The organism is Pantoea cypripedii (genome assembly GCF_011395035.1).
GTDB lineage: Bacteria > Pseudomonadota > Gammaproteobacteria > Enterobacterales > Enterobacteriaceae > Pantoea > Pantoea cypripedii_A.
The window spans coordinates 3,714,660-3,737,269 of the sequence record NZ_CP024768.1; the positions used below are offsets into that span (position 1 = coordinate 3,714,660).

General features: G+C 55.5%; 22 protein-coding genes and 1 riboswitch. Of the genes, 10 read left to right on the plus strand and 12 right to left on the minus strand.

The window, feature by feature from the left end; all coding sequences use genetic code 11:
• Position 1 precedes the first annotated feature (1 nt).
• From CUN67_RS17220 to CUN67_RS17235, 4 genes are all read left to right on the plus strand, one after another.
• Positions 2-316: a PTS fructose transporter subunit IIB gene (locus CUN67_RS17220; protein WP_013510517.1), complete on the plus strand. Its 315-nt coding sequence runs from the start codon at positions 2-4 to the stop codon at positions 314-316.
• Between the two features lie 11 nt (positions 317-327).
• A complete protein-coding gene (locus tag CUN67_RS17225; RefSeq protein ID WP_208716508.1) occupies positions 328-1,419 on the plus strand; it encodes a PTS fructose transporter subunit IIC in 1,092 nt (363 codons plus the stop codon).
• Between the two features lie 9 nt (positions 1,420-1,428).
• Positions 1,429-2,280, plus strand: coding sequence for a class II fructose-bisphosphate aldolase (locus CUN67_RS17230; RefSeq protein WP_208716509.1), 852 nt, complete (start codon positions 1,429-1,431; stop codon positions 2,278-2,280).
• A 109-nt stretch (positions 2,281-2,389) separates the two neighbouring features.
• Positions 2,390-3,253, plus strand: coding sequence for a ketose-bisphosphate aldolase (locus CUN67_RS17235; RefSeq protein ID WP_208716510.1), 864 nt, complete (start codon positions 2,390-2,392; stop codon positions 3,251-3,253).
• A gap of 94 nt (positions 3,254-3,347) precedes the next feature.
• On the opposite strand, the gene CUN67_RS17240 is transcribed toward CUN67_RS17235, so the two are convergent.
• Complete coding sequence (locus tag CUN67_RS17240; RefSeq protein WP_208716511.1) at positions 3,348-4,115, minus strand: transporter substrate-binding domain-containing protein; 768 nt, start codon at positions 4,113-4,115, stop codon at positions 3,348-3,350.
• Positions 4,116-4,267: 152 nt separating this feature from the next.
• Here CUN67_RS17240 and CUN67_RS17245 point away from each other — a divergent pair, with 152 nt between their 5' ends.
• Positions 4,268-4,849 (plus strand): NAD(P)H-dependent oxidoreductase, encoded by a 582-nt coding sequence (locus tag CUN67_RS17245; RefSeq protein ID WP_208716512.1) that lies wholly within the window; start codon positions 4,268-4,270, stop codon positions 4,847-4,849.
• A gap of 31 nt (positions 4,850-4,880) precedes the next feature.
• Positions 4,881-5,189 carry a putative quinol monooxygenase gene (locus tag CUN67_RS17250; protein WP_208716513.1) on the plus strand — a complete coding sequence of 103 codons (309 nt, stop codon included), beginning with the start codon at positions 4,881-4,883 and terminating at the stop codon, positions 5,187-5,189.
• Positions 5,190-5,291: 102 nt separating this feature from the next.
• Here the strand turns inward: CUN67_RS17250 and CUN67_RS17255 are convergent, their stop codons facing one another.
• From CUN67_RS17255 to nudF, 6 genes are read right to left on the minus strand one after another with little or no spacing between them, the layout of a single operon-like run.
• Positions 5,292-6,191 (minus strand): LysR substrate-binding domain-containing protein, encoded by a 900-nt coding sequence (locus tag CUN67_RS17255; RefSeq protein ID WP_208716514.1) that lies wholly within the window; start codon positions 6,189-6,191, stop codon positions 5,292-5,294.
• 55 nt (positions 6,192-6,246) lie between these two features.
• Positions 6,247-8,142, minus strand: coding sequence for a DNA topoisomerase IV subunit B (gene parE, locus CUN67_RS17260; protein ID WP_084876852.1), 1,896 nt, complete (start codon positions 8,140-8,142; stop codon positions 6,247-6,249).
• A 47-nt stretch (positions 8,143-8,189) separates the two neighbouring features.
• The gene (gene yqiA, locus CUN67_RS17265; protein WP_208716515.1) at positions 8,190-8,771 is read right to left on the minus strand and encodes an esterase YqiA; all 582 of its coding nucleotides are present in this window, start codon (positions 8,769-8,771) and stop codon (positions 8,190-8,192) included.
• 3 nt (positions 8,772-8,774) lie between these two features.
• A complete protein-coding gene (gene cpdA / locus CUN67_RS17270; RefSeq protein WP_208716516.1) occupies positions 8,775-9,602 on the minus strand; it encodes a 3',5'-cyclic-AMP phosphodiesterase in 828 nt (275 codons plus the stop codon).
• Positions 9,603-9,645: 43 nt separating this feature from the next.
• Positions 9,646-10,071 (minus strand): DUF1249 family protein, encoded by a 426-nt coding sequence (locus CUN67_RS17275; protein WP_208716517.1) that lies wholly within the window; start codon positions 10,069-10,071, stop codon positions 9,646-9,648.
• Positions 10,068-10,703 carry an ADP-ribose diphosphatase gene (gene nudF / locus CUN67_RS17280; protein WP_084876856.1) on the minus strand — a complete coding sequence of 212 codons (636 nt, stop codon included), beginning with the start codon at positions 10,701-10,703 and terminating at the stop codon, positions 10,068-10,070. The genes CUN67_RS17275 and nudF overlap by 4 nt, the downstream gene beginning before the upstream one ends.
• A 213-nt stretch (positions 10,704-10,916) precedes the next feature.
• On the opposite strand from nudF, the gene tolC reads away from it, so the two are divergent.
• The 3 genes from tolC to CUN67_RS17295 all read left to right on the plus strand — a co-directional run bounded on the left by tolC (position 10,917) and on the right by CUN67_RS17295 (position 14,366).
• Positions 10,917-12,392 carry an outer membrane channel protein TolC gene (gene tolC, locus CUN67_RS17285; protein WP_208716518.1) on the plus strand — a complete coding sequence of 492 codons (1,476 nt, stop codon included), beginning with the start codon at positions 10,917-10,919 and terminating at the stop codon, positions 12,390-12,392.
• 142 nt (positions 12,393-12,534) lie between these two features.
• Positions 12,535-13,194: a DUF1190 family protein gene (locus CUN67_RS17290; protein ID WP_208716519.1), complete on the plus strand. Its 660-nt coding sequence runs from the start codon at positions 12,535-12,537 to the stop codon at positions 13,192-13,194.
• An 8-nt stretch (positions 13,195-13,202) separates the two neighbouring features.
• Complete coding sequence (locus CUN67_RS17295; RefSeq protein ID WP_208716520.1) at positions 13,203-14,366, plus strand: glutathionylspermidine synthase family protein; 1,164 nt, start codon at positions 13,203-13,205, stop codon at positions 14,364-14,366.
• Between the two features lie 38 nt (positions 14,367-14,404).
• Here the strand turns inward: CUN67_RS17295 and ygiD are convergent, their stop codons facing one another.
• Positions 14,405-15,190, minus strand: a complete 786-nt coding sequence (gene ygiD / locus CUN67_RS17300; RefSeq protein ID WP_208716521.1) for a 4,5-DOPA dioxygenase extradiol — start codon at positions 15,188-15,190, stop codon at positions 14,405-14,407.
• Positions 15,191-15,365: 175 nt separating this feature from the next.
• The gene (gene ribB / locus CUN67_RS17305) at positions 15,366-16,022 is read right to left on the minus strand and encodes a 3,4-dihydroxy-2-butanone-4-phosphate synthase (protein WP_208716522.1); all 657 of its coding nucleotides are present in this window, start codon (positions 16,020-16,022) and stop codon (positions 15,366-15,368) included.
• A gap of 107 nt (positions 16,023-16,129) precedes the next feature.
• Positions 16,130-16,279: riboswitch (FMN riboswitch) on the minus strand.
• Between the two features lie 170 nt (positions 16,280-16,449).
• Here ribB and ubiK point away from each other — a divergent pair.
• The gene (gene ubiK, locus CUN67_RS17310) at positions 16,450-16,734 is read left to right on the plus strand and encodes a ubiquinone biosynthesis accessory factor UbiK (protein WP_208716523.1); all 285 of its coding nucleotides are present in this window, start codon (positions 16,450-16,452) and stop codon (positions 16,732-16,734) included.
• Positions 16,735-16,818: 84 nt separating this feature from the next.
• Here ubiK and hldE read toward each other — a convergent pair whose 3' ends face one another.
• The 3 genes from hldE to CUN67_RS17325 are packed head-to-tail and all read right to left on the minus strand — an operon-like array spanning position 16,819 to position 22,491.
• A complete protein-coding gene (gene hldE, locus CUN67_RS17315; RefSeq protein ID WP_208716524.1) occupies positions 16,819-18,243 on the minus strand; it encodes a bifunctional D-glycero-beta-D-manno-heptose-7-phosphate kinase/D-glycero-beta-D-manno-heptose 1-phosphate adenylyltransferase HldE in 1,425 nt (474 codons plus the stop codon).
• Between the two features lie 54 nt (positions 18,244-18,297).
• Positions 18,298-21,150 carry a bifunctional [glutamate--ammonia ligase]-adenylyl-L-tyrosine phosphorylase/[glutamate--ammonia-ligase] adenylyltransferase gene (gene glnE / locus CUN67_RS17320; RefSeq protein ID WP_208716525.1) on the minus strand — a complete coding sequence of 951 codons (2,853 nt, stop codon included), beginning with the start codon at positions 21,148-21,150 and terminating at the stop codon, positions 18,298-18,300.
• 30 nt (positions 21,151-21,180) lie between these two features.
• Entirely contained in the window at positions 21,181-22,491 is a 1,311-nt protein-coding gene (locus CUN67_RS17325; RefSeq protein ID WP_208716526.1) for a CYTH domain-containing protein, read from the minus strand.
• Positions 22,492-22,610 lie beyond the last annotated feature (119 nt).

Here is a 22,610-nt window from a genome sequence, read left to right on the forward strand (position 1 = left end):
CATGAACATTGTCTGTGTAGCGGCCTGCACGGCAGGCATCGCGCATACCTACATCGCGCGGGAAAAACTGATCAAGGGCGCCCATGCACTGGGCCACACCATCCATGTCGAAACGCAGGGCACTATCGGCACCGAGACGGAACTCACCCGCGAGGCGATCGCCGCTGCGGATGTGGTGATCCTCGCGGTTGACGTGAAGATCAAAGGCGAAGAGCGCTTCCAGGGCAAACCTATCGTGAGGGTGAAAACCGAAGTGGTGATCAAGTCACCGGTGAAATTCCTCGAAAAAGTGGCGGATTCACTGGCGCGCGCCTGAGGAGATCCATCATGAATGACAACAAACGCCAGTATGGCCAGGAGATCAAAGGGCATCTGCTTACCGGCATCTCCTGGATGATCCCGCTGATCGTCGCCGCCGGGATCTGCATCGCCCTCGGCCAGGTGATTGGCGGGCCGGATGTCGGTAAACACACCGGCACGATCGCCTGGATGCTCAATCAGATCGGCGGCTGGGGCATGGGGTTGATCGTGCCGCTGATCAGCGCGGCGATCGCTTACTCGATCGCCGATCGCCCCGGCTTTGCCCCGGGCTTGATCGTTGGCTTTATCTGCGGCCAGATTGGCACCGGCTTTATCGGCGGTATTCTTGGCGGTTTCCTCGTCGGCTACACCGTGCTGCTGCTGCGCCGCACCATCAAATTGCCGCAGTCGATGCAGGGCCTGATGCCGATCATGGTGCTGCCGCTGCTCAGCACCATCATCGCCGGGCTACTGATGATGACCTTTATCGGCCAGCCGATTGTCTGGTTGCAGAAGACGCTGATTCATCTGCTGGAATCGATGCAGGGCGGCTCGAAGTTTGTGATGGGGGCAATTCTCGGCGCCATGGCCACCTTCGACTTTGGCGGGCCAATCAATAAAACCATGTCGCTGTTTGCCGATGGCATGCTGGTCGATGGCATCTACGGGCCGGAGGCGGTGAAGTTTGTCGGTTCGATGATTCCGCCTTTCGGCATCACCCTCTCCTTCCTGCTGACGCGTCACAAGTACACCAAAGCAGAAAAAGAGGCGCTGAAAGCCGCCTTCCCAATGGGGATCTGCATGATCACCGAAGGCGTGATTCCGATAGCCGCGCGTGACCTGCTGCGCGTAGTCGCCAGCTGCGTGGTGGCCTCGGCGATTGCCGGTGGACTGATCATGGTGTGGGGCGTGGAAGCCCCCGTACCACATGGCGGCATGTTTGTGGTGCCGTTGTTCACCAAACCCTGGCTGTTCTGCCTGGCGCTTGGCATCGGCACCGTGGTGTGTGGCGTGATGCTGTCGCTGATGAAGAAAACCGTTACCCAGGCGGATGAAGAGTTCGACGATGTGGAGGCCCCAGGCGTCCGCGATGAAGAGATCAAATTCACTCTGGAATAAGGAGCCACCATGTTTGCCATGATGAATGACCTGATTCAGGCAGCGGCACAGCAGCAGTACGCGGTGCTGGCGATCAACTGCTTTAACCTTGAGACTACGCGCGCCGCCATTCAGGCCGCCGAACAACAACGCGCCCCGCTGATCCTCAATGTTTATCAGGGGCATAGCGCACATTTCCCGCCACCCGTGGCGGTGCCGCTGGTGCAGGCGCTGGCAGCAGATGCCACGGTGCCGGTGGCGCTGGCCCTCGACCACGGCAAAGCCTTTCCGCTGATTGGTCAGGCATTTCGCGCCGGTTTCACCGGCCTGATGATCGATTCTTCATCCGAGCCGCTGGCGGAGAACATTCGTCAAACCGCGCAGGTGGTGAAAATGGCGCATACCGCTGGCGTATGCGTCGAGGGCGAGCTGGGCCATATCGCCGATGCCCCGACCTACCAACTGGCCGATGCCGCCGTGAAGATGACCCAGGTGGCGGATGTGCTGCCGTTCGTTGAACAAACGCACATCGATCTGCTGGCGGTGTCAGTGGGTACCGCACATGGGCTGTATCCGGCTGGCGTGCAGCCGAAAATTGATTTCCAGCGCTTGCAGGAACTGCACGCCGTCTCCCCCCTCCCGCTGGCGCTGCATGGCGGCTCGGGGACACCCGCCGAGGATCTGCGCCGCGTCAGCCAGTTTGGCGTCGCCAAGATTAATGTCGGTGCCGCGGTGTTTGATGCCGGTAAGAACGCGTTGCAACAGGCGATGAAGCAGCATCCACACGCCGAGCTGGCGGATTTACTCGGGCTGATGGAATCCGCCTGCCGCGAAGTGGTGGCCGAGTATCTGAGCTGGTCGGGTTCGGCGGGCCAGGCCTGATACCCGCGCGATAAATCGCGCCGCTACGACAGATTTTCTCCCGTTTTATTAATCACGGGTCGGCGTTGCCGTCGGCCCTGACTAAACATCACCTGAAGGAAAACATAACATGTTGATTTCTATGAAAGAGATGTTGGAACCTACCCGTGAACACCGTTTTGCCATCGGCGCTTTTAACGTCGCGGATAGTTGTTTTATTCGCGCCGTGGTGGAGGAAGCTGAGGCGACAAACACGCCAGCCATCATCTCGATCCACCCCAGTGAACTGGAGTTTGTTACTGATGAGTTCTTTGGCTACGTGCGGGAGCGGACGCTGAAAAGCAAAGTCCCTTTCACCATCCACCTTGACCACGGTGCCTCCATCGCTCAGGTGCTGCGCGCCATCCAGTGCGGCTTTACCTCAGTGATGATTGACGGCTCGCTGCTGCCCTATGAAGAGAACGTCGCACTGACCAAAGAAGTGGTGAAGCTGGCACATGCGGTGGGCGTGTCGGTTGAAGGTGAATTGGGCACCATCGGCGATACCGGCAACACGGTGGAAGGCGGCGTCAGTAAAGTGATTTACACCGAACCGGCGCAGGCGGAGGATTTTATCCAGCGTACCGGCGTGGATACTCTGGCGGTGGCGATTGGCACGGCACACGGCATCTATCCGAAAAATATGAAGCCGGAATTACAGATGCATATTCTTAAGGACATTTCACAGCGTGTGACCATTCCTTTGGTGTTACATGGCGGCTCCGCTAACCCGGATGCCGAGATTGCCGAGGCGGTGACGCTGGGAGTCGGGAAAATTAATATCTCCAGCGATATGAAGTTCGCCTATTTCCAGAAAGTGCGCGAGATTCTGGCGCGGGAAACCTGGTGGGATCCGAACGTCATCTACCCGGAAGCCATCGCTGCGGCGAAAGGGGTAATTCGCTACAAAATGAACCTGTTTGGCGGGCTGGGCAAAGCCAGTTTGTATCGTTAATTGCGGGATGCCGTTCGGCGTAGCGGCGCGATTTATCGCGCGGTTTTTGAAAAGACGCGCAATGCATTGCGCCGCTACGACCCGTGCAATTGGGTTATTTGATCACACCCAGCCACTGCTCGGCGATGCGGGCATAATCTCCGGTGGCGGTACTGAGATGCAGCCACTGGTCGACATATTGTTTCCAGCTCATATCATCGCGCGGGATCATATACGCCTTCTCACCGTACTGCATCGGTTGCTCCGGGTTCAGCGCACACAGCTGTGGATAGTGCTTCTGCTGGAACAGCGCTTCCGATGCATCAGTAATCATCACATCCGCTTTTTTATCCACCAGCTGCTGGAAAATGGTGACGTTATCGTGGAACAACGTCAGCGAAGCATTGGGCAGATGGCTGTGAACAAAGGCTTCATTGGTGCCCCCCGCCGGTTCAATCACTCGCACCTGCGGCTGGTTAATTTGTTCGATGGTTTGATACTTCGCTTTGTCGGCACAGCGTACCAGCGGGATTTTGCCATCCACACCCAGCGGCTGCGCGAACCAGGCAATTTGCTGACGTTTCAGCGTGACCGACACACCACCCAGTGCGATGTCGCAATGTTGGGCGACAAAATCATCGCTCAGGGTTTTCCAGGTGGTTGGCACCCACTGCACTTTGGCACCGAGGCTCTCGGCCAGTGATTCTGCCATGCTGATGTCCAGCCCTTCATACTGCCCGTCGCTGCGCAGATAACTGTAAGGCTTGTAATCCCCGGTGGTGCAGACTTTCAGGGTTTTGCTAACGCGCACCTGATCAAGGTGGGATTGCGCCTGAACGACGCCGCTGACCAGAAGTAACGCACTGAATAACATGGTTTTCATTTTTCTTCTCTGTTGGTGTTTGCTTTCAGATTGTTCCACACGCTGACGCATTATTGCGTTAAAAGCAAAAGTCTTGTGATCCAAAACACATTTTTTCCCGTTGGGCGCGCGCGTAGAGTGAGCATCAATTTCTCACATGGAGCGCATCTGGCATGAGCAAAATTTTAATTATTGATGGTGGTAAAACCTTCGCCCATTCGAAAGGCGAGCTGAACCATACGCTAACCGAGGTGGCAGCCAGCCTGCTGCGCGATTTGGGCCATGACGTTAACGTCACCGTCGCGGATAGCGACTATGTGGTGGCCGACGAAGTACAAAAATATCTCGCCAGCGACGTGGTGATTTATCAGATGCCTGGCTGGTGGATGGGCGAGCCATGGACGGTGAAGAAATATATTGATGACGTATTTACTGAAGGCCATGGCGCACTCTATGCCAGCGATGGCCGTAGTCGTTCTGACGCCGGCAAAAAATACGGTTCCGGTGGCCTGATTCAGGGCAAAAAATATATGCTGTCACTGACCTGGAATGCACCACTGGAGGCCTTCACCGATCCTGATCAATTCTTTGAAGGTGTGGGTGTGGACGGCCTGTATTTGCATTTCCACAAAGCCAACCAATTCCTCGGTATGAGCGGGTTGCCGACCTTTATTTGTAATGATGTGATTAAACAACCGGACGTGCCCCGCGATATCGAACGTTATCGGACTCATCTCAGCCAAATTTTTGCTTAACTGTAAGCACAACGGTAAAAAAGGACATCTCATGCTGACTGTGGTTGCTGAAATCTGTATCAAACCGGGACGCCGTGCGGTGGTGCTGGAGGCGATTAACCGCCTGATCCCCACCGTGTTGCAGGAAGAAGGTTGCCATCAATACGATGCGCTGGTGGACCACCAGGCGCAGGTGCCGTGGAAACATAACTCCCCGGACTCGATTTTTATGCTGGAGCAATGGGAATCGCTGCGCCATCTGGAGCAGCATCAGCAGATGCCGCATATGGATGCGCACCGCGCCATCATTAAAGATGATGTGGTGGATGTGAAGATTCTGGTGCTGGAAGCGGCTAAATAATTGCGCGATAAATCGCGCCGCTACCGGACCACAACGCACCAGAACGTAGCGGCGCAATTTATTGCGCGCCCTTTGAGCCGGACATCGCGCCGCTGCGGGTGTTCAGAGCAGACCATTTACCTCGATTTTTTCCCGCAAAAAATCCAGAAAACAGCGAATGCGTGACGCCAGCGATTGATTGCGGTAATACACCGCGTGAATCGGCAAACGTAGCTCGCGGGTTTCTGCTTCCAGTACCTGTACCAGCCTGCCATTGGCGCGATCCTCGCGGCTGACAAAATCGGACAGACGCACAATGCCCTGACCCGCCAGCGCCAGCTGACGCAGGGTTTCGCCACTCGATGCCGCCAGCGTTGGCCTGACCCGCAAAAATACCCCCTCTTGCTGCCAGACCGGCCAGACGTTATGGGCATCCAGCTGACTAAACCCCAGCAGTTGATGATCCTGCAAATTGGCTACCGTCTCCGGCTCGCCATGCTTCGCCAGATAAGCCGGGCTGGCCAGCAGCCGGATGACGCTGCTGCCCAGCCCCCTGGCACGCAGCGAGGAATCACGCAGCTCACCCACGCGGATCGCAATGTCGGTTTGCTGCTCCAGCAGATCAATCACGATATCGTCGGTGTTCAGCTCCAGCTGGATTTGCGGGAAACGCTGCCGGAACTCGTCCACCAGCGGCACAATCACATGCAACATAAAGGGAGTCGCGGCGTTGACGCGTAAACGCCCGGCAGGAATGTCACGCCGCTGGGCAATCTGTTCTTCAGCCAGTTCCACTGATGCCAGAATCTGGCGGGCGTGTTCGAGGAAGATCTGCCCTTCCTCTGTCAGCGCCAGGCGACGTGTGGTGCGATGCAGCAGCGTGGTAGCGAGTTTGCTCTCAAGACGGGTGAGCGCCCTGCTGATGCCAGAACTGGTTTGTTCCAGCTGCTCGGCGGCGCTGGTGATCGAACCGGTATCCACCACCGTCACCCAGGCGCGTAACTCTTCCAGCGTGATCTTCACTGTTTGCTTCCTATAGCGGTGCCGATAAAAAAGGGCGCCGCAGCGCCCTGATTTCTTAAACTTCGATGTCGGCTAAATCGCCTTTTTCCTGCAACCAGTTACGGCGGTCTTCGGATCGTTTCTTCGCCAGCAACATATCCATCACGCGCAGCGTCTGCTCCACATCGTCATCACTGACGGTGAGCTGCACCAGGCGGCGGGTGTTGGGATCGAGTGTGGTTTCGCGCAGCTGTAACGGGTTCATTTCACCCAGACCTTTAAAGCGCTGCACGTTCGGCTTGCCTTTCTTACGCTTCAGCTGCTCCAGCACGCCCTCTTTCTCGTCTTCATCCAGTGCGTAGTATACTTCTTTGCCGAGATCGATACGATAAAGCGGCGGCATCGCCACATAAACATGGCCATTTTTCACCAGCGAACGGAAATGCTTCACAAACAACGCGCACAGCAGTGTGGCAATGTGCAGACCATCGGAGTCCGCATCCGCCAGGATACAGATCTTGCCGTAACGCAGCTGGCTGAGATCGTCGCTGTCAGGATCGATACCGATCGCGACCGAGATATCATGCACTTCCTGCGAGGCCAGCACTTCATCTGAGGAGACTTCCCAGGTATTCAGGATCTTGCCCTTCAGCGGCATGATCGCCTGATATTCACGATCGCGCGCCTGTTTGGCCGATCCGCCTGCGGAGTCACCCTCCACGAGGAACAACTCAGTTTTATTCAGATCCTGCGCGGTGCAATCGGCCAGTTTGCCCGGCAATGCCGGTCCGCTGGTGAGTTTTTTACGCACCACTTTTTTCGCGGCGCGCATACGACGCTGTGCGCTGGAGATCGCCAGCTCCGCCAGTTGTTCTGCGGCCTGCACGTTCTGGTTCAGCCACAGGCTGAAGGCATCTTTCACCACCGCCGAAACAAAGGCAGCGCACTGACGTGATGACAGACGCTCTTTGGTCTGCCCGGCGAATTGTGGATCCTGCATTTTCACCGACAGCACATACGCGCAACGATCCCAGATATCTTCCGCCGAGAGTTTCACTCCACGCGGCAGGATATTGCGGAATTCGCAGAATTCGCGCATCGCATCCAGCAGCCCCTGACGTAAGCCGTTAACGTGCGTACCGCCCTGCATCGTAGGGATCAGGTTGACGTAGCTTTCCGTCAGCAGTTCGCCGCCTTCCGGCAGCCACAGCAGCGCCCAGTCAACCGCTTCCACTTCACCGGCAAAGCTGCCAACAAAGGGTTTTTCCGGCAGCGTCGGCAGCCCGTTAACCGCTTCGCACAGATAGTCAGTCAGACCGTCCAGGTAACACCAGCTCTGCTCGGTATTGTTGACCTGGTCTTTAAAAACAATTTCCACCCCCGGACACAGCACCGCTTTGGCTTTCAGCAGGTGGCTCAGGCGGGAAACGGAGAAACGTGGACTGTCGAAGAAACTCTCATCCGGCCAGAAGTGGACGCTGGTACCGGTGTTGCGCTTCGCTACCGTACCGGTAACGTGCAGATCCTGCACCTTGTCGCCGTTCTCAAACGCGATGTTGTAAACCTCGCCATTACGGCGCACCGTGACTTCAACACGTTTCGACAGGGCGTTGACCACCGAGATGCCCACGCCGTGCAGGCCGCCGGAGAACTGGTAGTTTTTGTTCGAGAATTTACCGCCCGCGTGAAGACGGCAAAGGATCAGCTCAACCGCCGGCACCCCCTCTTCAGGGTGGATATCAACCGGCATGCCACGGCCGTCATCAATGACTTCCAGTGACTGGTCGGCGTGCAGAATCACTTCAACCCGTTTGGCGTGACCGGCCAGCGCTTCATCGACGCTGTTATCGATCACTTCCTGACCCAAATGGTTAGGACGTGTGGTGTCGGTGTACATGCCAGGACGACGACGTACAGGTTCAAGGCCGGTCAGGACCTCAATGGCATCGGCATTATAACTTGATTGGCTCATCGTAACTGTCTGATTAGCAATATGAAAATTGGCACACTACACAGTTGTCAGGGGTGGTTCAACCCGAGAAAATCAACAATCTGCGTAAAATGGCGTTCGAATCCGATAAAAGCATGATTGCCGCCCTCTTCGACCGTCTGACGACATGCGCTGTAATAATCCAGCGCCTGACGGTAGTCGAGAACTTCATCGCCAGTCTGTTGCAACAGCCAGATTAGATCGGGTGCTTCCAGGGGGTCAATCTGCATTACTTTCAGATCGTAAATGTGGCGTGACTCTAACACATATTGCTGACCGGTGTAGGGATTCTGGTTCTCACCGAGATAATCCACCAGCAGTTCAAAGGGCCGTACGGCGGGATTGACCACCACCGCAGGCAGCATAAAGCATTGTGACAGCCAGGTCGCGAGATAGCCGCCAAGCGACGATCCCACTAACCCCAGGGTTTCACCCGCATGCTGTAGCACCAGATCCTCCAGTACCATGGCCGCTTCGGCAGGAAACGGCGGCAGTTGCGGCACAATCACCTGGACTGCAGGATGCTGTTGCTGCATCCACTGTTGTAGCTGCATGGCTTTCGCCGATTGCGGTGAGCTGTTGAATCCGTGCAGATAAATCAGCGCCGCCATCGTTTAGTAACCCTCGGAGTCAAGATCAGGTCGGAATGCGTCAGTTTGCAGACGATTCACTTCAGTTTGCAGCATGCCGTCTGGCTTAAGCGTAAACCAGCGCCAGCCTGGCGCCACCGTATCAATGGTGAAGTTGGTGCAGTGCGGTTTGAACTGCACACAGGTTGATGGCGTCGCCAGCACGCGACGGCCATGCCAGTCGAGATCCAGTTCCTGATGGATATGACCACACACCAGATTGCGCGCCCGCGGGAAGTTTTGCAGCACCGCTTCCAGCTGATGCGGATTGCGCAGACTGTGCTGATCCAGCCAGGTACAACCGGACGCCAGCGGGTGGTGATGCAGTAACACCAGCGTGTGGCGCTCCGGAAATTTAGCCAGTGTCTTTTCCAGCCATTCCAGCTGATATTCGCTCAGCATCCCGTGCGGAACGCCAAAGACCTGGCTATCCAGCAGCACCAGCTGCCAGTGCTCTCCCAGCAGTACATGCTTATCTGCCGCGATACCCGCTTCGGCCAGCGTATTGACCATAGCGGGCTGAAAATCGTGGTTGCCGGGCAACCAGACGCAGGATTTAGGCAGGCGTGCAATACCGGTCACGAAATGCTGATACGCTTCGACAGAATGATCCTGTGCAAGATCACCCGTGGCGATAATCAGGTCGTAATCGCGCTGCTGCGCCTCAATGGCGTCCAGCACTGCATCAAAACTTGACCAGGTATTCACCCCAAGCAGCGATTGGTGTTTTCCTGCGAAAAGATGGGTATCCGTGATTTGTAAAATCCTGATATCGGCCCCACTCGCCGCAGGAAGAGTTAGCAGGCTATCCAAAGCGTTTCCTTAATCTCCACGCTATTGCGCGCATTATACGCTATCAGCAGACTGGCAATGCCACGGCACCGTGTGCCAGGCAATAGCGTAACCAATCCGCAAGGAACTGGTTTATCTGATGTTTTTCATCGCGCTGATGCAATTTTTTATTAGGATAATCATAGCGCGCTTTAAAACGATAGATCTGCTGTGTGGAACACACTTCAGCGACCATCGCATCATGGTAGAGCCGTACCGACATCGACGGCAGGCTCCAGTAGCTCACCGCGGGGGCTACCTGGCGGATTTCCACCAGCGTAGTGTAACGCGTTGATTCCTGAATGGTCAGCTGATAACTGGCGCCGTTCACCTGATAGGTCACCGAAGCACCTGCTTCGTCGCCCTTGGGCAGCAGGCGGCGTAACTGGGCGAAATTGGTCTCGCACAGGCGCATCATTTCGGGAAAGTCAGGGGTATAGCGCTGTCTCATGTTGGCTTCCACTCTTCTCTTAGTTTCTCATGGTGCAACGCCAGCCATTGCAAGGCGATGACAGACGCGGCGTTATCGATTATCCCCTCTTCCACCCAGCGATAAGCCTGTTCGCGGCTCACCACATGGACAAGAATATCCTCATTCTCTTCCTCCAGCCCGTGATTTCCCTCTGCCTGGCTGGCATCCACTTCCCCCACCAGAATTGACAGGCGCTCTGAGGTGCCGCCTGGACTGGCAAGGTAACTCACTATCGGTTTGGTGCGTCCAACCTTGAGGCCCGCTTCTTCCACCGCTTCACGACGCGCCACCTGTTCGATTGTCTCACCCGGCTCAATGATCCCGGCCACCATTTCCAGCAGCCAGGGCGTTGCACTGGAGTCGAGTGCCGGGATGCGGATCTGTTCGATCAGCACAACTTCATCACGCAGGGGATCATAGGGTAGCAGGACAGCAGCGTGGCCGCGCTCAAAAACTTCGCGCTGCACTTCACCGCTCATTTCACCATTAAATAGACGATGGCGAAAACGATAACGAACAATAGAAAAAAAACCGTCGTAAAGTGTTTCGCGTGCAATAATTTCTACATCGTTTTTTGTGAAAGTCACAGGGGATTTTTTTTCATCGGCCATCTTCTGGCTCCTTATGCAGATTGGGATGGAGCGAAGAAAAGCCAACCCTTGTGCTCCGTCCGAGTGGTTCTTTCTGAATTATTTACGTAAATTAGAGGAAGAAGGCACGTTCAGCCAACTTATCTGTCGCGCCGTCTCTGCTAGAATCGGCGATTATTTTTTGGCTTACCTGCAGCGCTACCAGTGCAATTTGCTGCAACAAAAGGAATGCAAATGAAAAAACTGCTCCCACTTTTTATTGGATTGAGCCTGGGCGGTTTCAGCCTTGCCAGCCAGGCAGAGAACCTGCTGCAGGTGTATCAACAGGCGCGTTTAAGCAACCCGACTTTACGCTCTGCTGCTGCCGACCGCGATGCTGCTTTTGAGAAAATTAACGAAGCGCGCAGTCCTTTACTGCCGCAGTTAGGCCTTGGCGCAGATTATACCTATAACAACGGCTACCGCGACAGCAGCGGCCTTCATTCCAACACGACCAGCGCATCACTGCAATTAACCCAAACGATTTTCGATATGTCGAAATGGCGTGCGCTGACGTTGCAGGAAAAAACTGCCGGTATTCAGGATGTCACCTATCAGGTTGCTCAGCAGGATCTGATCCTGAACACCGCCACCGCTTACTTCAATGTGCTGAATGCCATTGATACGCTTTCTTATACAGAAGCACAGAAACAGTCGATCTACCGCGAACTGGATCAAACCACACAGCGCTTCAACGTGGGCTTAGTGGCGATCACCGACGTGCAGAACGCCCGTGCTCAATACGACAGCGTGCTGGCCAGTGAAGTTACCGCGCGTAACAACCTCGACAACATGGTTGAAGCGCTGCGCCAAATCACCGGTATGGATTACCTGTCTCTGGCGGAACTGAATATTGATCGTTTCAAAACGACCCGCCCGGATGCCGTGAATACATTGCTGAAAGAAGCTGAAAGCCGCAACCTGAGCCTGTTGTCCGCACGTCTGAGCCAGGATCTGGCTCGCGAGCAGATTCGCTCCGCAGAATCTGGCCATATGCCGACGCTGGATTTAACCGCCTCAACCGGCCTGTCCAACAGCAAATATGGCGGCAGCCGTGCTAACCAGAGTTCCAGCACCTCCGACTCCATCACCGGTTCGAACCAGGTGGGTCTGAGCTTCTCACTGCCGTTGTACAGTGGTGGCTCAGTGACTTCACAGGTTAAACAAGCGCAGTACAGCTTTGTCAGCGCCAGTGAACAGTTAGAAGGCGCGCATCGCAGTGCGATTCAGACCGTGCGTTCCTCCTTTAATAACGTGAACGCGTCAATCAGCAGCATCGATGCTTACAAACAGGCTGTCGTGTCATCGCAAAGCTCGCTGGATGCGATGGAAGCCGGTTATCAGGTCGGTACCCGTACCATCGTTGATGTGCTGGATGCCACCACCACCCTGTATAACGCTAAACAGCAACTGGCTGATGCGCGTTATAACTACATGATTAACCAGCTCAACATCAAATATGCGCTGGGTACGCTGAATGAACAGGATCTGCAACTGTTGAATGCCCAGTTGGGTAAAGAGACCTCCACGTCTCCGGAAGCCGTCGCGCCGGAAAACACGCAGCAGGCATCGCGTGTGGATAACGGTCCGAAAGCGTCTTCAGCAGCGCCAGCCGCCGCAAAAGCGCGCCCGGCAGCAGCACGTACCAGCAGCAATCCTTTCAGTAATTAAGTGAATTCGGGGCCGTTTACGGCCCCTTTCTCATTCAAACGTATAGCTACGTAAAGATCCCCTCACCACCCGGCCTGCCGCTTTAATTTCAACCACTCACCCCTTATCCTAAGCGTTACCTTTGGGCACAGGATGAAATGAAATGAAACGGACTAAAAATATTCGTCATGCCGCTTTCCGTAAAAGCTGGCAGGCACGCCATTTAACGCCAGTGGCACTCGCGGTTACCGCAGTGTTTATGCTGGCTGGCTGCGAACAGAGTGATGAAACCGTCTCGCTTTATCAGAATGCAGACGACTGCGCTAAGGCCAATCCGAGCCAGAGCGCGCAATGCACCACCGCGTATAACAACGCGAAAAAAGAAGCGGAACGTACCGCACCGAAATACGCAACGCGTGAAGATTGTGTGGCGGAATTTGGTGAAAACCAATGCCAGCAGGCCCCTGCGCAGGCGGGCACCAATGCCGAAGCACAGCAGAGTGGCAGCTTCTGGATGCCGCTGATGGCCGGTTATATGATGGGCCGCATGATGGGCGGTGGCGCTGGCTTTGCGCAGCAGCCATTGTTCTCGCCCAAAACTCCCAACAGCCCGGCAAATGGCCAGTTTGTTGATGCGTCCGGTAAGAACTATGGGGCGGCAACCTCTGGCCGTACCATGAACGTGCCGAAAACCGCCATGGCACCGAAACCCGCGACCACCTCCACCATCACCCGTGGTGGTTTTGGGGAAACAGTCGCGAAGCAAAATACCATGCAGCGCAGCAGTGCCTCCGGCACCGGCTCACGCTCGCTGGGAGGCTAAGCAGCATCATGCAACGTATTGCCATCACCGAGCGCCCGGACTGGCGCGAAAAGGCCACCGAGTATGGTTTTCAGTTTCACACCATGCATGGCGAACCTTACTGGAGTGAAGAGGCGTATTACCAGTTCACGCTGGCGCAAATTGAGCAGCTGGAAGATACCACTGCGGAGCTGCATCAGATGTGCCTCCAGGTGGTGGATAAAGTGGTGAACAGTGAAGCACTGCTCACCCGCTTCTGCATTCCAAAGCACACCTGGGATTTTGTGCGTGACTCGTGGAAATCGCGTCAGCCCTCGCTCTATTCGCGTCTCGATTTGGCCTGGGACGGCAAGGGCGATATCAAACTGCTGGAGAATAATGCCGATACGCCAACTTCACTGTATGAAGCGGCATTTTTCCAATGGATTTGGCTGGAAGATCAACAGAATGCAGGCAACCTGCCGCAGGGCAGTGACCAGTTTAATAGCCTGCAGGAGAAGCTGATTGCCCGCTTCTCTGAGCTGCATCAGCAGCATGGCTTTAACTGGCTGCATTTCGCCTGTTGCCGCGATACTGAAGAAGATCGCGGCACGGTGCAATATTTGCAGGATTGCGCCACCGAGGCCGGGTTACCGAGCGAATTTCTGTACATCGACGAAATTGGGCTGGGTGAAAAAGGCCAGTTTACTGATCCCAACGATCAGATCATCAGTAATCTGTTCAAGCTTTACCCGTGGGAATTTATGCTGCGCGAGGTGTTCTCCACCAAGCTGGCGGATGCCGGGGTACGCTGGCTGGAACCCGCGTGGAAGAGCATCATTTCCAACAAAGCATTGCTGCCATTGCTGTGGGAGATGTTCCCTGACCATCCTAATCTGTTGCCGGCTTACTTTGCCGATGCAGCGAATGTGCCGCAGATGGATAAATACGTGGTGAAACCGCTGTTTTCGCGTGAAGGTGCCAATATCCGCATTATCGAACACGGCCAGGAGATTGCGCGTGTCGATGGGCCATATGGCGAAGAAGGGATGATTGTGCAGGAGTTCTATCCACTGCCAAAATTCGGCGATAGCTACACCCTGATTGGTAGCTGGCTGATTGATGATCAGCCTGCCGGGATCGGAATACGTGAAGATCGGGCGCTGATCACGCAGGATCTTTCCCGATTCTATCCACATACCTTTATCGGGTAATCAATTACCGCCCGCCATCATCGCGGGCGGCATCAACCTTAGCCTACCTGAACCGAAAGCATGCTGATGGCTCCCATCTCCATTCCTTCAACCGGAATGGATACTGGCTCATCTTCACTGCGTGCGCCCAGCACATACAGCAGCGGCAAATAATGGTCAGGGGTGGGGTTAGACAATTTCGCCCCTTCGTGTTGCAGGTAATTTACCAGCGGATTGCTCTCGATATCGCCCTGATAATTCAGGTTATCCAGCACATACTGGTTGAAGCTTTCCGCCCACGGATAGGCTTCGGTTGCTCCTTCCCAGCGCAGCATGCGCAGGTTATGCACCACGTTGCCGCTGGCAACAATCATCACGCCGCTATCGCGTAATGCCGCGAGTTTACGCCCCAGCTCAAAGTGCCATGCGGCGGGTTTGGTGCCATCAACACTCAGCTGCACCACCGGGATATCCGCATCAGGGTACATTTTTACCAGCACGCCCCATGAGCCGTGGTCAAATCCCCATTCCTGATCGAGATGCACCGCCACCGGTGCCAGCAAATCGGCGACTTCCTGGGCCAGCTCCGGTGAACCTGGGGCCGGATAACGCACATCAAACAACGCCTGCGGAAAACCGCCGAAGTCGTGGATGGTGCGTGGATTGTTCATCGCCGTCACCGCCGTGCCTCGCGTGTACCAGTGCGCCGAGACCGCCAGAATTGCACGTGGACGCGGCAGCGTTGCGCCCAGATGTTGCCAGGCCTGGGTATAGCGGTTGTCTTCCAGCACGTTCATCGGGCTACCGTGACCGAGAAACAGAGCGGGCATGCGGGTGTTGCTCATGATTAATCCTCTGACGAATTGTCGTTTTCTTAAGCTTAAGATACGCCGATTCGTTGCCGGATTAACGCTGATAACCATGATGATCTTTATCAGGGAATTTGAATAAGATCAGCGGTGAGAAAGGAGGATAAAAAAGGCCGGATAATGATCCGGCCTTCTGTGGTGCTATGTCGGCTCAGCTTGCCTGACGGGTTTCGCGCTGGCGGCGATAGGCCACCAGATCTTCAATCGTCACCACCGGCATATCGTGCTGCTTAGCAAACACAACCACTTCCGGAGCGTGCGCCATGCTGCCGTCATCATTAGTCAGTTCACACAGCACACCGGCGGGTTTGAACCCGGCCAGCGTAACCAGATCGATAGTGGCTTCAGTATGACCACCACGTGCCAGCACGCCGCCTTCACGGGCGCGCAGCGGGAACACATGACCTGGGCGGTTCAGATCGCTTGGTTTAGCACCATCAGCGACGGCGGTACGAATAGTGGTGAGACGGTCTTTGGCAGAAACGCCGGTGGTCACACCCTGTGCGGCTTCGATAGTCACGGTAAAACCGGTGCCGAAGGAGCTGGTATTATTCTCCACCATCATTGGCAGATCGAGCTGCTGACGGCGTTCTTCAGTCAGGCAAAGGCAAACAATGCCGCTGCCGTGGCGGATGGTCAGTGCCATCTGCTCAACGGTCATGGTTTCGGCGGCAAAGATCATATCGCCTTCGTTTTCACGATTTTCATCGTCGAGCACCATCACACCGCGACCATTACGCAGTGCATCAATGGCGCGTTCTACACGCTGTTCCGGCGTGCCAAATTCAGAAAGTAGCGTCTGATTCATGGTAAAAAACCTTTATTTAAAATATGAGTTACCAGAATCAGGGCGAGCTTAGGAGTGCGTAAAAAACACATGGCAATAACGTGACGCGGGCATAGCCCGTTTGATGTCGTTACCCTCTCCCATCCGGACTTTAACCGTCGGCCCCGGAATTACACCGGATCTGCTGACCTTCCCCTTTGCAGTGGAAGCGCTCGCGGGCTTTCAGCCGAAGCTGATTTACCGCCGGTGGGGAATTTCGCCCCGCCCTGAGAATAAGCAAAATCACTATAGCGCCAATCATCTGGTCGGGCAATCAACAAAAGCGCAAATGCTTTTGCATTTCCTGCGGTGCAGATTTCAGGTTTAACCTTTTCGTTTCTGGCATTACACTTAAGGCTTATAAAGACCGAACACGCGCTGTCATCGGCCCCGTAACCAGGAAATTATCATGATCGACACGAAAAAAATTGAACAACTGGCTCGCCAGGTGCACGAAGCCATGCCGAAAGGAATTCGCGAATTTGGCGACGATGTCGAAAAGAAAATTCGTCAGGTTTTGCAGGCGCAATTAACCCGTATGGACCTGGTTAACCGTGAAGAGTTTGATGTACAGACCCAGGTACTGCTGCGTACCCGTGAGAAACTGGCCGCGCTGGAACAGCGTCTGGCTCAGCTGGAAAGCCGCAGCGTGCCACCCGCCGCTGACGTAGTGAAGGCTGAAGAAACCAAATAACAACGCGAGCGAAGGCTCAAAAACACATTTTGTAGCGGCGCGATAAATCGCGCCGCTACAAATCAATGCGGGTAAGCTTTCAGCTTAATGGCTGCGAATGGTTTTGATGATATTGGTGGTAGAAATACCATCTTCAAAGTTGAGCACCCGCACGTCACCGCCGTTCGCCCACACCTCTTTGCTACCGGCAATATCTTCCGGTTTGTAGTCACCGCCTTTCACCAGCAGGTCCGGCAGCACTTCAGCAATCAGACGCTGTGGCGTGTCTTCTTCGAATGACACCACCCAATCCACTGCCTCCAGTGCACCCAGCACAATCATACGGTTTTCCAGCGGATTGACCGGACGTGTCTCACCTTTCAGGCGTTTGGTCGAAGCATCACTGTTCACCGCCACAATCAGACGATCGCCCAGCTTGCGCGCATTCGCCAGGTAGGAAACATGCCCCGCATGAAGGATGTCAAACACGCCATTGGTCATCACCACTTTTTCGCCACGCTGGCGAGCCATGGCCACCGCCGCTTTCAGCTGTTCCTCGTCCATGACGCCAAAACCGCTGTCCGGGCGGGCATGGATAGCATTTTCCAGTTCTACCGGGCTGACGGTAGACGTACCCAGTTTGCCAACCACCACACCAGCCGCCGCATTCGCGAGGAAACACGCTTCTTCAAGACTTTCACCAGCGGCCAGTACCGCAGCCAGCACGCCAATCACCGTGTCACCGGCACCCGTCACGTCGTACACTTCCTGCGCCTGAGTTGGCAGATGTAGCGGTGCTTTGCCTGGTTGCAGCAAGGTCATCCCATTCTCTGAACGGGTCACCAGCAACGCAGAAAGATCATAATCGGCCACCAGCTGCATGCCACGACTGACAAGCTCGTCTTCGTTTTTGCATTTACCCACCACCGCTTCAAACTCTGACAGGTTCGGCGTAAGTAGCGTCGCACCGCGATAGCGGGCGAAATCGGTGCCTTTCGGGTCGATCAACACGGGCACTTTGGCTTCACGCGCCAGCTGGATCATGGTCTGCACGCTATTCAGCGCCCCTTTCGCATAGTCAGACAGCACCAGCGCGCCCGCCTGGGCCAGCGACTGACGCAGACGCTGATGGATCGGCTCGGGATCGACCTGCTCAAACCCCTCTTCAAAATCGAGGCGAATCAGCTGCTGATTACGCGACAGTACGCGCAATTTGGTAATGGTCGGATGGCTTTTTACCGCCACGAAATCGCAGTCCACCTTCACCTGCTGCAATGTGCTGCTCAGCACACGCGCCGCATCATCTTCGCCGGTCAGGCCGATCAGACGTGAAGCCGCCCCCAGTGCTGCAATGTTCATCGCCACGTTGGCCGCGCCGCCAGGACGCTCCTCCACGGTATCCACTTTCACCACCGGCACCGGGGCTTCAGGAGAGATACGGCTGGTAGGGCCATACCAGTAGCGGTCTAACATCACATCACCGACAACCAGCACAGCGGCCTGGTTAAATGCGGGCAGTGTTACTTTCATTCCAGAGACTCCAGACTGCGATAAAAATAGTGCGCGGATAATAGCACAGAATGCTTAGTGTTCCGCGCTGTCAGATTCGGCCAGCCAGCGTTGCCAGCTGGCATTAACCGTGGCGCGTTCTGCCGCAAATGCTTCCGGCTCCACATGGCCAGGCAGCTCCTGCAAAGCCAGATGATGCAGCGCATCGCGCAGCGTGACATAAGCATGCGTCAACGCTCGCGCTTCCTCGTCCGGCATAATGTCATGCTGTGCCATCAGCTCGAAGATGCGTACATTATCGGACCAGCGCGTCAGAGCGGGCTGCCGGGCGGCGTAGCCTAAGACAAGATATTGCGCGATGAATTCAATATCGGTGATACCACCTTCATCGGTTTTGATTTCCCAGCGCCCTTTATGTTTGTTGCTAAGGTGCGCCCGCATTTTTTCCCGCATCTCACGCACGTCTTTGCGCAGCGTATCTTCATCCCGTGGCAGGCAGAGAATGCCGCGCCGGATCTGATTGAATTGATCACACAGCGCCGGGGCACCAAACACAATGCGCGCACGCACCAGCGCCTGATGTTCCCAGGTCCATGCTTCGTTACGCTGATAATCATCAAACGCGGCAAACGTGCTAACCAGCATCCCGGCTGCGCCGGACGGGCGCAGGCGTGCATCCACTTCATACAAAATGCCGGAAGAGGTGCGCGTGCTGAACAGATGCATCACACGCTGCGCCAGACGCAGATAGAACTGGCGACCATCAATGGAGCGTTCGCCATCGGTTACCGCTTCATTCGGGCAATCATGCAGGAAAACCAGGTCAAGGTCGGAGCTATAGCCCAGTTCCCAACCGCCGAGCTTGCCGTAGCCGACCACCGCAAAACCCCGTTCGCTGTCATTCGTCAGATGGGACGGTCGTCCATAACGCTGCACCATCATGTTCCACGCCTGTTGAACCACCGATTCGATAATCGCTTCGGCCAGCCAGGTTAAGTGATCACTCACTTTCATCACTGGCAACGTTTCGGCTATGTCGGCTGCCGCAATGCGCAAATGCTGTGCCTGCTTAAACTGGCGCAACGCTTCCAGCTGCTGCTCTTCATCATCCGTGGGAATGCGCATCAGATACTGGCGCAGTTCATCACGATAAGCATCCGTGGCGGTGGGTTGATAGAGCGTCGCCGGGTCGAGCAGTTCATCCAGCAGCAGGGGATAACGCGCCAGCTGGCTGGCAATCATCGGTGAGGCGGCGCACAGGCGGATCAGATGGCGTAGCGCACCATGGTATTCGGTTAACAGCTCCAGATAGGTGCTGCGCGTCAGGACACCCAGCAGCAGCGGGGTCAGGCGGCTGAGGATCATTGCGGCATCAGGGCGTGGGCAGACCTCACTCAGCAGACGCGGCATCAGTTGATCGAGCGCCTGACGACCGCGTGGCCCAATGGTGCGACGCCCCACATCCAGACGAAAAGCGTTAAGCGCCTCATACAACACACGTTGCTGTGCTTCATCCAGCTGCGGCACCAGCGCCGCCAGTTCGCTCTCTTCGAGCGTGTCCTGCCACAATACGGCGAATTCGGCCAGTTCGCGCTGGTCATCAATATCTGGCGTATCGTCGCCAATCAACTCATCGAAAATGGCACGCACACCCGCCATATGCTGTTCAAGGCTGGCAATCAGCGTTGACCAGTCAATCGCCCCCATACCCCAGGCCAGGCGCTGACGATCAAGTTCATTCTCCGGTAACGTCTGGGTTTGCTCGTCATTCAGGCTTTGCAGCAGGTTTTCCAGCCGACGCAAAAACAGATAGGCCTCGCGCAGATGTTCCACCTGCTGCTGCGTCAACAAACCCAGTTCACCGATGGCCGCAAGCGTTGGCAACAAGGAGCGCAGCTGAAGTGAACGCTCACGTCCGCCACGTATCAGCTGGAAGACCTGCACGATAAACTCGGTCTCGCGAATACCGCCTGCGCCCAGTTTGATGTTGTCTTTCAGGCCGCGGCGGCGCACTTCACGGGCAATCATGCCCTTCATGTTACGCAGCGATTGTATGACGCTAAAATCGATGTAGCGGCGATAAACAAAAGGCCGCAACATTTGCTGCAATTCCTGGCTCCAGCGTCCCTGGTCATCGCCCATCAGGCGCGCTTTGACCATGGCATAGCGTTCCCAGTCACGCCCCTGCTCCTGATAATAATCTTCCAGAGCGGCAAAACTCAGCACCAGCGGGCCACTATCGCCAAACGGACGCAGTCGCATATCCACCCGGTAGACAAAACCATCCACCGTCGGTTGATCGAGCACTTTTATCAGGCGCTGGCCCATGCGGGTAAAGAACTGGGCATTATCGAGTTCGCGTCGGCCACCGCGCGTCACGCCGTTTTCCGGCCAGGCAAAAATCAGGTCGATATCTGAGGAGAAGTTAAGCTCGTTGCCGCCCAGTTTGCCCATGCCAAGAATCAGCATCGGCTGAGCCTCACCGGCTTCATTACAGGGAGTGCCAAAATCGCGACAGCAATCCTGCCACACCCAGTCGCGCGCAGCAGCAATCAGGGTTTCTGCCAATACGCTAAGTTGCTGCAAACTGTGCATGGTGCTGGCCTGATGCAGGCACTGCATCCAGGCGATACGCACCAGCATATGGCGGCGGAACAGGCGCAGCTCACGCATCAGGCTGGCTTCGCCATCGACATTTTGTAGCGTTTGATTCAGCCAGCTGGCATACGACTGCCACTCATCAGGCTCAGGGGGATGTTGTTGCAGCTGTTGCCACCACTCAGGATGCTGCTGCAGGTTGTCGACAATAAAGTCACTGAAGGCGAGTGCACCAGCCTGCTCAGGCGTCAGTACGTCGGGCGACACATTTAGCTTTTCTGCCGCACTGGTCAGTTGCGCCTGCATCAGCGCCGATAACGGTAACAACATCTTCCCTCCCTGATTCTGTTTGGTGTGGCGTTAGCGTGGCGTCCCGCTGTTAAGCCAGAATGGTGCTTGCTTAACCGCCTGATTCACCAGCGTATTCAGGCCTCGCTCCTGCTGGATGGCAATGGCATGCTGCAATGTCTGCCAGCCTGACAGCCAGTTGTTCACCTCTTCAGCCGGATACGCGCCTGCCAGCAGATGCACCGCCAGCAGCTGGCGATTAAGACGAGTCGCTTTGTCCTGAAACTCATTAAACAGCTGCACATCAGCAAATGTGTCTTTCAAATCAGCGGTGATACGGCTCAGCATGATGTCGCTAAAGCGTTTGAAGGAGCCTTGCAGTTTGCTTTTGCTCTTCTCGTCCAGCCAGTTTTGCCATTGCGCCTCGACCAACCAGTGAGTAAGTGCTAACTGAGCATCGACAGAGATAAGTGAGAAACTGAGTGCCGCTGCATCCTGCGGGTTATCAGCCAGCAACTCTTCCATGCGAGTCAGCTTCTGACGCAAATCACTGCTGGCTTTGCGAGGCACCAGCGCACCAAATAGCGAGAATGCCTGGCGCAGAGTTTCTAAAGCTTCCAGCACCGAGTCTTGCGCTGCCGGATTACCGCGCAACCACACTTCTTCATGGTATTGCCAGTGACTCAGTCCCGCTGACAGAGCGTTGATCATGCCCTGCTCTACCGTCGCTTTTGCCGGGGTTTTCAGTAGCGGTAAAGTGCGCAATGGCCGTGGCATATTGCCTTGTGCCAGCTGATAACCCCGTGCAGCCTTGCTCAGGCTACCGAGGCGCAAGCCACCCATAGCAATAAGCTGTGCAGCAAATTGCAGCAGATCTTTACGCTGCCCCTGTTTCAGCTCCAGCTCCACCTCATATAAAGGTTCACTAAGCTCACCAGCGGCTACCGCTCCGCGATCAAACGCCACCTCGATTTCGCTGTCAGCAAACTGCACCAGCCACATCTCGCGCTGGAAATGGGTGCTGAAAAGTGGCTCCAGCCGCTGCTGTAACGCCGCCACATCTGTCCCTTGCGGCCAGATTTCGGCGGGGAGTAATGAGATGTCCAGATCCGGCGTCTTGATATCGACGTTATATTCCGGGCGTTGATGCAGACCACCCACGCTTTTTCCTGCCGCTTTGAGCGTCATTTCAAAACGCTTATCAACGCCACGAATGCGCAGCCCCATATCCCAGCGCCGTAGCTGGTTGTCATCCGTTTCAAAATAGATGTTGGTCAGCTCACGCGCCGATACATGTTGATGTGGCCATGCTGCAAGGGTTGTAGCCAGTTTTTCGGCCGCTTCCGGCGTGGCAATGAACTTTAATTCGATTTCGATGGTCATAATTTTTTATTGAATACGCTGCTGGCACTTAAGAAGTTAATCTGGCGAAGAGTAATGCACAGAATGCATGCTGTCTCGGCTTTCTTTTGCTTTTACGACCCTTTTCGCACCAGATTGAG